Below are 14041 nucleotides of genomic sequence, written 5' to 3' on the forward strand. Positions count from 1 at the left end.
GCTCCTTACGAGAGGGCCGCGCGGCCTATCGCGCCCGCCGCGGTCCGTGCCGCGGGTGAGGTCGCCAGATAGTCAACGGCCCTGCGCAGCGACCCCTCCTTCGAGGGATGGTACGACCGCCGGAGGTAGCGGGGCACCGCCGAGCCCAACTCCCGCCAGCTCGGCAGCAGATCCTTCTCCACGGCCCGGTTGTGCGCGCGCAGCGAATAGCGCATCCGCCCCACGAGCCGAGGGTCGTTGCGGATCAGGAACCGGGCACCGTAACCCCACAGGTAGAACAGCACGGGCGCCGTCACGGCCATGCCCAGGACGCGGCGGGCATAGCGCCCCGGGTCGTCCCCGCCGCAGTGCTCGTACATGTCGAAGGCGACCGAGCGGTGTTCGACCTCCTCGGCGCCGTGCCAGCGCAGCAGGTCCAGCATCACCGGGTCGGGCGCGGTCCGGTCGAGGCCCTCGGCCCCCAGCACCCAATTGCCCAGCACGGCCGTGAACTGCTCGATGGCGGCGATCAGCGAGAGCCGGAAGCGCAGCCATTCCTGCGCCGTCACCGGCAGGCCGAACGGCGGCCGCTCACCGAGCAGGACGTCGAAGAGGTAGTCGACGTGGCGGGTGTACGGGCTGGTGTCCAGGCCCTGTGCGGCGAGGTGGCCCAGCACGTACGCGTGCTGCACGCTGTGCGTGGCCTCCTGGCCCATGAACCCCTTGACGTCCTTGAGCAGGGCCGGGTCCCCGACCAGCGGGAGGGCCTCCTTGAACACCTTGACGAACCACCGCTCCCCGGCGGGCAGCAGCAGGTGCAGGACGTTGATGACGTGAGTGGCGGTGGGCTCGTCGGGTATCCAGTGCAGGGGTGTCGCGTCCCAGTCGAAGGAGACGCGGCGGGGGGCTATCGTGTGCCCGCCCGCGTGGCCGTCGGTCATTTCTGCTCCTCCGCCGTCCGCTACAGCGGCGGCTCGATCCGGGCGAGGGCCCGCTGCGCCCACGGTGCGAAGCGGGACATGAACTGAAGGCCGTGGGCCTCGGGGGTGACCGGCACGACCGCCTGATTGCGGATCACCGCCCGCAGGACGGCCTCCGCGACCTTCTCCGGCGGGTAGTTGCGTCGGCCGTAGGCCCGGCCCGCCTTGGTGCGCATGCGCCGCTGCTCCTCCTCGGAGACCCCGGCGAAGCGCGTGGCGCCGGTGATCGGCGTGTTGACGATGCCGGGGCAGATGGCGGAGACGCCGATGCCCTGCCCGGCCAGCTCGGCGCGCAGGCACTCGCTCAGCATCAGCACCGCCGCCTTGGACGTGCTGTAGGCGGGAAGGGTCCTGGACGGCTGGAAGGCTGCGGCCGAGGCCGTGTTGACGATGTGGCCGCCCTGGCCGCGCTCGGCCATCTGCTTGCCGAAGAGGCGGCAGCCGTGGATGACGCCCCACAGATTGACGTCGAGCACCTTGCGCCAGTCCTCGGCCGAGGTGTCCATGAAGGATCCGGCGAACCCGATACCGGCGTTGTTGACCAGCACGTCCACCACGCCGTACTCGGCGGCGACCTTCGCGGCCAGCTTCTCCATCGCCGCTTCGTCCGAGACGTCGGCGCACTCGCCCCAGGCGCCGGGGGAGCCGATCAGCCGGGCCATGTCGGCCGTACGGGACGCGCCCTCCGGGTCCCGGTCCACGGCGACGACCCGGGCGCCCGCCTCGGCGAACGCGAACGCGGTGGCCCGTCCGATGCCGCTGGCCGCCCCCGTGACCAGCACCAGCCGTCCGGCGAACCAGCGCGCGTACGGGCCGGTGGGCGCGGTCTCCGCAGGCCGCCCGCTCTCCTGCCGGGACAGCGCGAACTCGGCGATCCACGCCGCCACTTGATCGGGCCGGGTGCGCGGAACCCAGTGCTTGGCGGCCAGATTGCGCCGCACCAGGCCGGGCGCCCACTGCTCCAGGTCGTCGTAGAGCCGCTCGGAGAGATAGGCGTCGCCGGTGGGGGTGATCAGCTGCACGGGCGCGTGGGCGTAGGCATCGGTGCGCGGGCGGCGCAGCCGGGCGCGGATGTTGTCGCGGTAGAGCCAGGCGCCGTGTGCGGCGTCCGACGGCAGGGAGGGCGTCGGATAGCCGGACACCGGGAGCTTCTCCAGGCGCGCCATCAACTTGGGCCACTGCTTGCCCAGGGGTCCGCGCCAGACGGCCTCCGGCAGCCCGGGGGCGTGCAGCGCGTACACATACCAGGACCGGGCGCTCTGGCCGAGGATCTGGGCCGTCCGCCGCGGGGTGGGCCGCGCCGCGCGCTTGCGGAACCACATCGCGAGGTGGTCGAGGGAGGGGCCGGAGATGGAGGTGAAGGAGGCGATGCGCCCCTCGGTGCGGGCGACGGTGGCGAACTCCCACGCCTGCACCGACCCCCAGTCGTGCCCGACCAGGTGCACCGGCGCGTCCGGGCTCACCGCATCCGCGACGGCCAGGAAGTCGTCCGTGAGCTTCTCCAGGGTGAAGCCCCCGCGCAGCGGCTTCGGCGCCGAGGACCGGCCGTGGCCGCGCACGTCGTACAGCACGACGTGGAAGCGGTCGCGCAGCCGCTCGGCGACCTCGGACCAGACCTCCTTGCTGTCCGGATAGCCGTGCACGAGCACCATCGTGGGCAGCGAGGCATCGCCCAGCTCCGCCACGCACAGCTCGACCCCGCCCGTACGGATCCGGCGCTCCCGCGCGCCCTCGAGCCCCGCGCTGTTGCCGGCGTTCTCGCTCATGCGGCCCTCTCCTCCTGCGTGCGCCGCACATGCGGCAGATCGTCGTCCAGCCAGAACGCGCTCTCCTCGGGGTCCCGGGAGTCGGTGACCACCAGGAGCTCCTCGAACTTCGCGGCCGTCCCCCGGAAGCCGAGGTGGGGCTCGACCGCCCACAGGCCCGGCCGGGGCGGGTGGTCGGAGAACCGGTGCGGGCTCCACAGCGGGGACCAGCCCTCCCGGTGCCCGCGGAGGGCGTCGGAGGCGAGCCCCTTGAGCGCCTGGGTGCCGAACCCGAACACATGCGGCGACCAGCGGCGTTCCCTGACCCGGCCCACCTTGTGCGCGATCACCCCGAACGGATAGGCGCGGTGCCGGTTGGCATAGCCCTGGCGGACCATGAGCCGGTCCACGTCCTCGTATATCTCGCGCAGGGGGCGGCGCTCGCGCACCTCGCGCAGGACGAGCTCCCGGTGCTCCGCGAGATCGGCCATCAGGCGGTCGTGCAGCGGATGGGGGCCCAGACAGCCGGAGTAGCCGATGTCGGCCGTGAAGCCGCGGTGGACCGGGGCCATGTCGAGGATGAAGGGCATCCCCGCCTCCAGCCGCCGGCCGGTCGGGAAGAACTGCAGGGGCACCCGGAAGCCCGCGAACGCCGTGCGGTCCCCGAACCAGGCGAAGGGCAGATGGAACCAGTCCCGCACGCCGCGCCGCTGCAGCCACTCCCGCTGCATCCGGGCCGCCTCGCGCTCGGTGACGCCCGGCCCGAGCTGTGCGGCCACCGCCTCCGCGCAGTCGTAGGCCAGCCGCTGGACTTCCCTGAAGCCCCGCAACTCGCCGGTGAGTTCCCGAGGCACTGCTGAGGTCATGGCCATTCGTCCGTCCCGTGAGCCGACTCCGGTACGCGTCCGTAACGTGACACTGACGAATGTGACAATGGCCGGCGGCTGCGTCAAGGGTCGTGCACGGCCTGTGGAAAACCTCTTCGCCGCCCCGCACCCTCCTCCGGGTGCCGCACCCGCCCCACCCCTCCCTCCGGACCGTTCCCCTACGGGCACGTCAGACCCGAGGACTACACGGAACCAGCCATCTGGTCTGACGCCTGGTGTGGCACGCGCCACTACCTTCGAAGGTGTGACTGTGATCGCTACCGAAAGCCTCAGCAAGCGGTTCCCCCGGGTGACCGCTCTTGACCGGCTGTCCGTCGACATCACGCCGGGCGTGACCGGCCTGGTGGGCGCCAACGGAGCCGGCAAGTCCACGCTGATCAAGATCCTGCTCGGGTTGTCCCCCGCCACCGAGGGCCGCGCCAGCGTGCTCGGCCTCGACATCGCGACCGAGGGCGCGGCCATCCGCGAGCGGGTCGGGTACATGCCCGAGCACGACTGCCTGCCGCCCGACGTGTCGGCCACCGAGTTCGTCGTCCACATGGCGCGGATGTCGGGCCTGCCCGTCACCGCAGCCCGCGAGCGCACCGCCGACACGCTGCGCCACGTGGGCCTCTACGAGGAGCGCTACCGCCCCATGGGCGGCTACTCGACGGGCATGAAACAGCGGGTCAAGCTGGCCCAGGCCCTCGTCCACGACCCCCAGCTGGTCTTCCTGGACGAGCCCACCAACGGCCTGGACCCCGTGGGCCGCGACGAGATGCTCGGCCTGATCCGCCGCATCCACACCGACTTCGGCATTTCGGTGCTGGTCACCTCACACCTGCTCGGCGAGCTGGAGCGCACCTGCGACCACGTCGTCGTCATCGACGGCGGCAAGCTGCTGCGCTCCTCCTCCACCAGCGACTTCACCCAGGCCACGGCCTCCCTCGCGGTCGAGGTCACCGACTCCGACACCCACCCGGACGGCACGGCGGCCCTCGCCGCCGCGCTCACCGCGGCCGGCCTCGCCGTCCAGCCCGTCGGCCAGGGCGGGGAGTTCGCGGCGGCCGGGTCCGGCCACGTCCTCCTTGTGGACGTCACCGGCGACGACACCTACGACACCGTGCGCGACGCGGTCGCCGGCCTCGGCCTCGGCCTCATCCGCATGGAGCAGCGCCGCCACCGCATCGCGGAGGTCTTCCAGAGCGCACACGAAAGGGGCAGCACCGATGCCGCCTGAGACCGCCTCCGCGCCCGCGCAGGACGTCATCCACAACATCGGCTACCGCAACTACTCCGGCGCCCGCCTCGGCCGCTCCTACGCCCGCCGCTCGCTCTTCTCGCAGAGCCTGCGCGGCGCGTACGGCCTCGGCCGGTCGGCGAAGTCCAAGGTGCTGCCGATGATCCTGTTCGGCGTGATGTGCCTGCCCGCCGCCATCATGGTGGCCGTCACGGTCGCCACCAAGCTCAACAAGCTGCCGGTGGAGTACACGCGCTACGCGATCATCATGCAGGTCGTCATCGGCCTCTACGTCGCGGCACAGGCCCCGCAGTCCGTCTCGCGCGACCTGCGCTTCAGGACCGTGCCGCTGTACTTCTCGCGCCCCATCGAACGCGTCGACTACGTGACCGCGAAGTTCGCCGCGATGTTCTCCGCCCTGTTCATCCTCACCGCGACGCCCCTGCTGATCCTCTACGTCGGCGCCCTGCTCGCCAAGCTCGACTTCGCGGAGCAGACGAAGGGCTTCGCCCAAGGACTGGTCTCCGTGGCACTGCTCTCCCTGCTCTTCGCCGGCATCGGCCTGGTGGTCGCCGCGCTCACACCGCGCCGTGGCTTCGGCGTCGCCGCCGTCATCGCCGTCCTGACCATCTCCTACGGGGTGGTGAGCACCGTCCAGGGCATCGCCCTGCAGCGCGACAACACCGATGCGATCGGCTGGATGGGCCTGTTCTCGCCCATCACCCTCGTCGACGGCGTGCAGACGGCGTTCCTCTCCGCCACCTCCGCCTTCCCCGACGGCCACGGGCCGAGCACCGCGGCGGGCTTCGTCTACCTGCTCGTCCTCGCCGCCCTGATCGCCGGCTCCTACGGGGTGCTGATGAGCCGCTACCGAAAGGTCGGGCTGTGACTTCGATCCGCATCGACAACGTCTCCCGCTGGTTCGGCAACGTCGTCGCCGTCAACGACGTCTCCATGACCGTCGGCCCCGGCGTCACCGGCCTCCTGGGCCCCAACGGCGCCGGCAAGTCCACCCTCATCAACATGATGGGCGGCTTCCTCGCCCCCTCCACCGGCACCGTCACCCTCGACGACGCACCCATCTGGCGCAACGAGCAGATCTACCGCCACATCGGCATCGTCCCCGAGCGCGAGGCGATGTACGACTTCCTCACCGGCCTGGAGTTCGTCCGCGCCAACGCCGAACTGCACGGACTGGGCGCCTCCGAGGCACAGCGGGCGCTCGCCACCGTCGAGATGGAGTACGCGCAGGACCGCGCGATCAGCACGTACAGCAAGGGCATGCGGCAGCGCGTGAAGATGGCCTCCGCGCTCGTCCACGACCCCTCCGTGCTGCTGCTGGACGAGCCCTTCAACGGCATGGACCCGCGCCAGCGCATGCAGCTGATGGAGCTCCTGCGCAGGATGGGCGCCGAGGGCCGCACCGTGCTCTTCTCCTCGCACATCCTGGAGGAGGTCGAGCAGCTGGCCACCCACATCGAGGTCGTCGTCGCGGGCCGGCACGCCGCCTCCGGCGACTTCCGCAAGATCCGCCGGCTGATGACCGACCGCCCGCACCGCTATCTCGTGCGCTCCAGCGACGACCGCGCGCTCGCCGCCGCCCTGATCGCCGACCCGTCGACGGCGGGCATCGAAGTGGACGTCCAGGAGAGCGCCCTGCGCATCCAGGCCGTCGACTTCGGGCGCTTCACCGCCCTGCTGCCCCGGGTCGCCCGGGAGCACGGCATCCGGCTCCTGACGGTCTCGCCCTCGGACGAGTCCCTGGAATCGGTCTTCTCGTACCTCGTCGCGGCCTGAAAGGAGCCCAGCGCCATGTACAACGCCACCGTCGCACGGCTCACCTACCGGGGCCTCCTGGGCCGCCGCCGTGCCTTCATCCTCTTCGGGCTGCCCGCCCTCCTGATCGGCGTCTCCGTCGTGGTCCGGATCCTCGTCGGCGCCGACGACGGCACCGCGGGCAGCGTGCTGGGCGGCCTCGCACTGGCCACCATGGTCCCGCTCATCGGCGTCGTCGCCGGCACCGGCGCGATCGGCCCGGAGATCGACGACGGCTCCGTGGTCTACCTGCTGTCCAAGCCGGTCAAGCGCCCCACGATCATCTTCACCAAGCTGGTCGTCGCGATCGGCGTCACCGCCGTCTTCTCGGCCGTCCCCACGCTCATCGCCGGCTTCGTACTCAACGGCAACAGCCAGCAGATCGCGGTCGCCTACGCCGTCGCCGCGGTCGTCGCTTCCATCGCCTACAGCGCGATGTTCCTGCTGCTGGGCACCCTCACCCGGCACGCCGTCGTGGCCGGCCTGGTCTACGCCCTGGTGTGGGAGTCGCTCTTCGGCAGCCTCGTCCCCGGCGCACGCACGCTGAGCGTCCAGCAGTGGTCGCTCGCCCTCGCCCAGCGCATCGGTGCGGAGGGCGCCGTCTCCTCGGACGTGGGCCTGCCGCTGGCCCTGTCCCTGCTCGCCGGTGTGACGGTGGCAGCGACGTGGTTCGCGGGCCAGAAGCTGCGCTCCCTGACGCTCGCCGGGGAGGAGTGAGCCCCGTCCCCTGAGGCTCACTCCCGGGGCTCCCCCTCAGCCTCGTCCTCCGAACGTCAATCCCGTACGGCATAACGCTGCAGCGCCCGGGCGATCTCCACCTGCTCGGGCGCGAGCGCGTCGTCGCCGTCCTCAACGTCCCACAGGGCGTTCTGCAGCACCCTGCCCAGCGTCCAGCGAGCCGCCCGCCGCCGGTCCAGCCCCAGGACATCGGTCATCAGGTCGAAGCGGCGCAGCACCGCCCGTTGCACGTCACCGGTCGCGGTGATGTCGTCCCACCGGTCGTGCAGAGCGGGCAGCAGTTCGAAGCCGGCGTCGCCCACGAGCGGCTTGGGATCGATGGCGAGCCACGGCTCGCGCGCGGAGCCTGGCACGGGGGAGAGGACGTTGGCGTAGTGGAGGTCCCAGTGCAGCAGCAGGCCGCCCGGCTCGCCGACGACCTCCCGGACGGCCTCGGCGCACGCCTCGACCAGGCGGCGCTCCGACGGGTCGCGCAGCTCCGGCAGCGCCGTGGGGACGTCCTTCAGCATCGCCCCGGCGACGTCCCCGAGGGAGCGCAGTCCGGCGGGCACGGGAGCCTTCAGGAGACGCCCCAGCAGTTCGGCGAGTGTCTGCAGTGAAGCTTCGGCATCCGGTATGGACAAGAGTGAACGGTCGGCGTCCAACCGTTCCAGCAGCATCGTGCCGCTCGCGGCGTCGTGGTCGAGGAGCGCGACCGCCGCATCACCGTTCCAGGCACGCAGCGCGGCCGGCTCCCCGGCGCTCTCGTCGGTGACCGGCTGGAGCTTGAGCGCCGCCGGGGTGCCGTCCTCCCGCAGCACGGGCAGGACGAGGGCGACCATGCCGTGCGAGGCCGGCCCGTCGATCCGCAGGCCCCAGCGGTCGAGGAAGCGGGCGGCGAGCTCCGGCAGCGCGGCGATCCAGGAGCGGCCGGCCTCCCCGTCGAAGTCCTCGTGGAAGCCGGCGAGTTCCGCCGGGACGGTGATGCGGTGAGCGGCGTGCATGGGCGACGGTCTCCTCACTACGGGTGGGGAGGCCCCGGAGGGCCTCCTGTTCACCCAACGTCTCAGATCTTCCGATCGCGCCCGGCGCCCATGGCGAGAAGCAGCAGTGCCGCGCAGGCGACGAGCAGCAGGGCGACAGGAAGCGTCCAACTGTCGGTCGCCTGGTGGACGGCACCGATCGCGAACGGGCCGACGGAGGCGAGCAGGTAACCCCACGTCTGGGCCATGCCCGACAGGCGGGACGCGGTGTGGGCGTCGCGCGTGCGCAGCACCATGAGCGTCAGGGCGAGGCCGAGCAGACCGCCCTGCGCGACGCCCATCAGCGTCGCCCAGACCCACGCGCCCGCCACGGGAGCGGTCAGCAGGCCGGTGACCCCGGCGGCCATGAGGACGACGACCCCGGCGCCGAGCAGGCGCTGGTCGCGCATCCGGCCGGCGACCATGGGCACGACGAACGAACCGGCCATCTGCACCAGCGTGTAGAAGGCGTAGACCATGCCGGCCTCGTTCTTGCTCATGCCGCCGTCGGTGAACACCGTCGGCATCCAGGCGATGCACACGTAGGCGATCAGCGACTGGGTGCCCATCATCAGCGTGACCTGCCAGGCGATGGGCGACCGGGTCAGCTTCGGCCCGCTCTGCGCCGTCTGTACGGGCGTGGCGGCCGCCCGGCCGTGCCGGGTGCCGCGCCGCGCGAGGAGGGCCTGCGGGACCCACACGACGGCCGCCACGGCGGCGAGCAGCGCCCAGGAGGCGAGGGAGCCCTGCCAGCCGCCCAGGGCGTTCTCCAGGGGTACGGACAGGGCGGCCGAGCCGGTGGCGCCGAGGATCAGCGTGGTCGAGTACAGGGCGGTCATGCTTGCGGCGCGGTCGGGGAAGTCCCGCTTCACCAGGCCGGGCATCAGCACGTTGAGCAGGGCGATCGCCGTGCCGACGAGTGCACAGCCGACGAAGAGGGCGACGACCGGGGGCGCGACGCGCAGCAGGATGCCGCCGCACAGCAGCAGGAGGGCACCGCACAACACGCTCTCCGTGCCCCAGCGCCGGGCGAGTTTCGGGGCGACGATCGAGCCCAGGCCCATGAAGACCAGCGGGATGGTGGTCACAAGGCTGCTCGCCGCGGCCGCCAGGTGGAAGTGGTCACCGATCTCACCGATGAGGGGCGAGACGCCGGCGAGTGCGGCCCGCATGTTGAGCGAGGCGAGGACGATGCCGGTCATGACGAGCGCGGGGTGGGCGCGCAGGGTGCGGCGCGCGGCGGCCACCGGGGGCGTGGGGGCCAGGTTCTCTTCCGCGTCTATCAGGGGGTCGAGTGTGTCCGGCCTCGTTTCCGACATGGGGGTGCCTTTCCAGGGACGTGCGGTGAGGTGGTGAGGGGTGGTGCGGGTCAGCTCTCGGAGAGGAGGCTCTCCACGGCCTGCTTCGGGCGATCCAGGAGGGCCCGGGCGGCCCGCGCCGCGGCCTCGGGGTCGCCGGAGGCGATGGCGTCCATCAGGGCGTGGTGGTCGCCGTGGATGATGCGCGGCATGTCGCGGTCGCCGAGCGCGGTGACCAGCGCCTCGCGGACGGAGCTGCTGAACCAGGCGTAGGTCGCGGTCAGCGCGCTGTTGTGCGCGGCCTCCACGACGGCGCGGTGGAACTCGACGTCGTGGTCGGCGTAGAGCTCCAGGTTGCCGGAGTCGGGCTGGCCCTCGGGGTCCTCGAACGCCGTCTGGGCCTCCAGGGCGGCCTTCATCCGGGCGAGGTCGGCGGGCTCGTGGCGCAGGGCCGCGAGGCGCGCGGCCTCGGCCTCCAGCGCGATGCGCAGCTCCAGTACGTCGCGCACTCCGGCGCGCTGCACGCCGCGCATGATCTCGGCCGGGTCGGCCATGGACACCACGAACGTGCCCTCGCCCTGCCGCGAGCGCAGCATTCCGGCGTGCACGAGGACGCGGACGGCCTCGCGGACGGTGTTGCGGCCGACCTGGAGCTGCTCGGCCAGCGCGTGCTCGGTCGGGATGCGGCTGCCGATCTTCCACTCGCCGGCCGTGACCTGGGCGCGCAACTGATCCACGACGGTGTCCACGAGGGACTGCCGTCCCGCTGCCCGCAGTGCCATTCGTCCTCCGGTCCCGGCCTCGGCCGCGCATGATTCACCCGATTGCCCAGTCATCCTACAACTCCGCCGAAAGGGCGGCCAGGGTGCCGGATGGCTACCGTCGAATGGTGCGTGGACGGAAAGGGTGCCGCGGCTCCGGCACGCCCGGCCGGTGGCCGGCCGTCGCCGCCCGCGCCGCTTCCCTGGCCCGCTCCGGCGTCCGTTCCTGGGTCCGCTCCTCGCCGGGGACGCACATATGGCTGCTCGTCATCGGCATCACCAGCCTCGTCATCGCCGCGGCGAGCCAGGACCTGGAGACGTTCCTGCTGCACCGCACCAGCAGCAACATCCACCAGCTCACCAAGCACCCGCTGCAGTCGCTCCTGATCAGCGGGTTCTGGATCGAGAACCCCTCGTCGTTCCTGCTCTACGCCGCGCTCTTCGAGGCGCTGCACGCGAACGTGGAGCGCTGGATCGGCACCGCCCGGTGGCTCTTCACCGTCGGCTTCGCGCACATCGCGGCGACGCTCATCAGCCAGGAGATCGTGCTGATGTCGATAGAGGACCACTCACTGCCGCGGTCGATGAAGAGAGTCGTCGACATCGGCGTCTCGTACGGGCTCGCGGCCGCCGCCGGGATCCTCACCTACCGGATGCCGCGGCCGTGGCGGTGGCTCTACCTCGCCGGAGTGGTGCTCTTCTTCGGCCTCCCGCTCGCCACGGGCGGCACCTTCACCGACGCGGGGCACGCGATAGCCGTGGCCATCGGCCTGGGCTTCCGGCAGTTCACGCACGACCGCCCGGCATGGGACTTCGCGCGCGTGCCCGAAGCCCTGCGACAGGCGGCCGCGGCCGTGACGTCGGGCCCGGTCAGCCGAAGAGACGCTCCAGGACCGTAGCGATCCCGTCGTCCTCGTTCGACCCGGTGACCTCGTCGGCGACGGCCCGCAGCTCCGGATGGGCGTTGGCCATGGCCACGCCGTGGGCCGCCCAGCCGAACATCGGTATGTCGTTGGGCATGTCGCCGAAGGCGATCGTGTCGGCGGGCTTCATCCCGAGCCGGCGCGCGGCCAGGGACAGGCCGGTGGCCTTGCTCAGCCCCAGGGGCAGCAGCTCGACGATGCCCGCACCCGCCATCGTCACGCCGACCAGGTCGCCCGCGGCCGCCCGCGCGGCCTCGGCCAGGGCGTCGTCGTCGAGCTCCGGGTGCTGCAGGTAGAGCTTGTTGAGCGGCTCGGCCAGGAGCTCGTCCCGGTCGTGGGCCGGGACGGCCGGCAGGGGGCCCTCCTGGATGCGGTAGCCGGGGGTGACGAGCACCTCGCCGTCGAGGCCGTCGCGGCCCGCGGCGAGGTGCAGCGGGCCGGTCTCGGCCTCGATCTTGGCGATGGCCAGCCCGGCGAGCCGGCGGTCCAGCGTCACCGACGTCAGCAGCCGGTGCTCGCCCGCGTGGTAGACCTGCGCGCCCTGCGCACACACCGCCAGGCCCTGGTAGTCCAGCTCCTGAAGGATGTGGCGCGTCCACGGGACGGCCCGGCCGGTCACGACGATATGCGCGGCACCCGCCTCCGTGGCCAGCTTCAGGGCGGACCGGGTGCGCTCCGAGACGGTCTCGTCGGAGCGCAGCAGGGTGCCGTCGAGGTCGGTCGCGACGAGGCGGTAGGGCAGCGGGGAGGCGGTGCCGTTGCCGTCACTCACTTGGCGACAGGCTCCAGCACCTCGCGCCCGCCCAGGTACGGACGGAGCACCTCGGGCACGCGCACCGAACCGTCAGCCTGCTGGTGGTTCTCCAGCAGCGCCACGATCGTGCGCGGCACCGCGCACAGCGTGCCGTTGAGGGTGGCCAGCGGCTTGACGGTCTTGCCGTCGCGCAGGCGGATGGACAGCCGCCGCGACTGGAACTCGTCGCAGTTGGAGGTCGAGGTGAGCTCGCGGTACTTGCCCTGGGTGGGGATCCACGCCTCGCAGTCGAACTTGCGCGAGGCGGACGCGCCCAGGTCACCCGTGGCGACGTCGATCACCTGGTAGGGCAGCTCAAGGCTGTTCAGCCACTGCTTCTCCCACTCCAGCAGGCGCGCGTGCTCGGCCTCGGCGTCCTCCGGCGCGACGTACGAGAACATCTCGACCTTGTCGAACTGGTGGACGCGGAAGATGCCGCGGGTGTCCTTGCCGTACGTGCCGGCCTCGCGGCGGAAGCACGGCGAGAAGCCGGCGTAGCGCAGCGGGAGCTGCGAGGCCTCGACGATCTCGTCCATGTGGTACGCCGCGAGCGGCACTTCGGACGTGCCCACCAGGTAGAAGTCGTCCTTCTCCAGGTGATAGACGTCCTGCGCGGCCTGGCCGAGGAAGCCCGTGCCCTCCATGGCGCGCGGCTTGACCAGGGCGGGCGTCAGCATCGGGGTGAAGCCGGCGGCCGTGGCCTGGGCGATGGCGGCGTTGACGAGCGCGAGCTCCAGCAGGGCGCCGACGCCCGTCAGGTAGTAGAAGCGCGAGCCGGAGACCTTGGCGCCGCGCTCGACGTCGATCGCGCCGAGCAGCTGGCCGAGCTCCAGGTGGTCCCTGGGCTCGAAGCCCTCCGCGGCGAAGTCGCGCGGGGTGCCGACGGTGTCCAGGACGACGAAGTCGTCCTCGCCGCCGCGCGGCACGTCCGGGTGGACCAGATTGCCGATCTGCAGCAGCAGGCGCTGCGCCTCGGCGGCGGCCTCGTCCTGCTCGGCGTCGGCGGCCTTGACGGCGGCGGACAGCTCGCCCGCCTTCTTCAGCAGCGCGGCCTTCTCGTCGCCGGCGGCCTTGGGGATGAGCTTGCCGAGCGCCTTCTGCTCGGAGCGGAGTTCGTCGAAGCGGACGCTGGACGACCTGCGCCGTTCGTCGGCGGAGAGCAGTGCGTCGACGACGTCGACATCCTCTCCACGGGCGCGCTGGGAGGCGCGCACACGGTCGGGGTCCTCACGAAGCAGGCGAAGGTCAATCACCCCTCCAGGCTACCGTTGCGGACGCGATCACTCGACGGCATATTCCTCTTGGTGATGTTTTGTCCCATTTTGGGTGCCTGGAAAAGGCTGTGAATAATCAGGGCTGCGGGTGATCGGAAAGGCACTGAAAAGCCGTCGGAGCGGACCCCTGGGGAATGGCTGCGCTTTTGCCGAAAAGGGGGCATAGCGGTGGTGCGGGCGGCTGATCTGCTTGCGGGCGGCGGGAGTTGGCCCGCTCCTTGTCCACAGGAGGGTGCCCCTCCGCTTTCTTTGTCCACAGGCTGTGCGTGAAATCTGTGGACGCCGGAATCGAACGTTCCGTCCGCTTCTGTCCTGCGCCCTGTATTCCTTGGTCAAACCTCGCTCGGCCACTCATTCGGGTGGTATTGCCTCGCTCCAAAGGGTTATTCACAGACATTCCGCTGACGGGCGGGCTGTGCGCAGCCCGATCGAGCGAACCTAGGTGCTGTGGATGACGGCCCTGTGGCTAGAGCGATTTGTCGACCTTGACCGATTCGCAGGGCGGTGCAGGCGCCTCGCTCTGTCGACTTATCCCCAGGTCGAGAACCCCCTGTGGATAACTCTGGGGATGTCCGCGCCGACGGCTACCGTCGATACGTGGACATCAACGACTCCCGCTTACGCTTAC

13 protein-coding genes are annotated in these 14041 nt (G+C 71.4%); 5 read left to right on the plus strand and 8 right to left on the minus strand.

Annotated elements, in window-relative coordinates; all coding sequences use genetic code 11:
- Nucleotides 1-5 precede the first annotated feature (5 nt).
- Genes FGW37_RS16760 through FGW37_RS16770 form a run of 3 tightly spaced genes read right to left on the minus strand, consistent with a single transcriptional unit; the run spans nt 6 to nt 3570 of the window.
- Nucleotides 6-920: a metal-dependent hydrolase gene (locus FGW37_RS16760; RefSeq protein ID WP_179081787.1), complete on the minus strand. Its 915-nt coding sequence runs from the start codon at nt 918-920 to the stop codon at nt 6-8.
- A gap of 20 nt (nt 921-940) precedes the next feature.
- A complete protein-coding gene (locus FGW37_RS16765; protein ID WP_179081788.1) occupies nt 941-2725 on the minus strand; it encodes an SDR family oxidoreductase in 1785 nt (594 codons plus the stop codon).
- Nucleotides 2722-3570, minus strand: a complete 849-nt coding sequence (locus FGW37_RS16770) for a M24 family metallopeptidase (protein WP_179081789.1) — start codon at nt 3568-3570, stop codon at nt 2722-2724. Before FGW37_RS16770 ends, FGW37_RS16765 begins: the two co-directional genes overlap by 4 nt.
- 238 nt (nt 3571-3808) lie before the next feature.
- Between FGW37_RS16770 and FGW37_RS16775 the strand changes: the two genes are divergently transcribed.
- The 4 genes from FGW37_RS16775 to FGW37_RS16790 are packed head-to-tail and all read left to right on the plus strand — an operon-like array spanning nt 3809 to nt 7342.
- On the plus strand, nt 3809-4810 hold the full coding sequence (locus FGW37_RS16775; RefSeq protein WP_179081790.1) for an ABC transporter ATP-binding protein: 1002 nt from the start codon (nt 3809-3811) through the stop codon (nt 4808-4810).
- Nucleotides 4800-5699: an ABC transporter permease gene (locus FGW37_RS16780; protein WP_179081791.1), complete on the plus strand. Its 900-nt coding sequence runs from the start codon at nt 4800-4802 to the stop codon at nt 5697-5699. The genes FGW37_RS16775 and FGW37_RS16780 overlap by 11 nt, the downstream gene beginning before the upstream one ends.
- Nucleotides 5696-6607, plus strand: a complete 912-nt coding sequence (locus FGW37_RS16785) for an ABC transporter ATP-binding protein (RefSeq protein ID WP_179081792.1) — start codon at nt 5696-5698, stop codon at nt 6605-6607. The genes FGW37_RS16780 and FGW37_RS16785 overlap by 4 nt, the downstream gene beginning before the upstream one ends.
- A 15-nt stretch (nt 6608-6622) precedes the next feature.
- Nucleotides 6623-7342: an ABC transporter permease gene (locus tag FGW37_RS16790; protein WP_179081793.1), complete on the plus strand. Its 720-nt coding sequence runs from the start codon at nt 6623-6625 to the stop codon at nt 7340-7342.
- A gap of 56 nt (nt 7343-7398) precedes the next feature.
- Here FGW37_RS16790 and FGW37_RS16795 read toward each other — a convergent pair whose 3' ends face one another.
- The 3 genes from FGW37_RS16795 to FGW37_RS16805 form a co-directional block, all read right to left on the minus strand.
- A complete protein-coding gene (locus FGW37_RS16795) occupies nt 7399-8346 on the minus strand; it encodes an aminoglycoside phosphotransferase family protein (RefSeq protein ID WP_179081794.1) in 948 nt (315 codons plus the stop codon).
- Nucleotides 8347-8408: 62 nt separating this feature from the next.
- A complete protein-coding gene (locus tag FGW37_RS16800; protein ID WP_179081795.1) occupies nt 8409-9683 on the minus strand; it encodes a CynX/NimT family MFS transporter in 1275 nt (424 codons plus the stop codon).
- A gap of 50 nt (nt 9684-9733) precedes the next feature.
- Nucleotides 9734-10444: a FadR/GntR family transcriptional regulator gene (locus FGW37_RS16805; RefSeq protein ID WP_179081796.1), complete on the minus strand. Its 711-nt coding sequence runs from the start codon at nt 10442-10444 to the stop codon at nt 9734-9736.
- 182 nt (nt 10445-10626) lie between these two features.
- Between FGW37_RS16805 and FGW37_RS16810 the strand changes: the two genes are divergently transcribed.
- Nucleotides 10627-11322, plus strand: a complete 696-nt coding sequence (locus FGW37_RS16810; RefSeq protein WP_246430800.1) for a rhomboid-like protein — start codon at nt 10627-10629, stop codon at nt 11320-11322.
- Here the strand turns inward: FGW37_RS16810 and FGW37_RS16815 are convergent.
- On the minus strand, nt 11294-12118 hold the full coding sequence (locus FGW37_RS16815) for an HAD family hydrolase (protein ID WP_179081797.1): 825 nt from the start codon (nt 12116-12118) through the stop codon (nt 11294-11296). The genes FGW37_RS16810 and FGW37_RS16815 overlap by 29 nt on opposite strands.
- A complete protein-coding gene (serS, locus tag FGW37_RS16820) occupies nt 12115-13392 on the minus strand; it encodes a serine--tRNA ligase (protein WP_179081798.1) in 1278 nt (425 codons plus the stop codon). The genes FGW37_RS16815 and serS overlap by 4 nt, the downstream gene beginning before the upstream one ends.
- Nucleotides 13393-14041: the final 649 nt, after the last annotated feature.

Source organism: Streptomyces rectiverticillatus (assembly GCF_013394065.1).
GTDB lineage: Bacteria > Actinomycetota > Actinomycetes > Streptomycetales > Streptomycetaceae > Streptomyces > Streptomyces rectiverticillatus.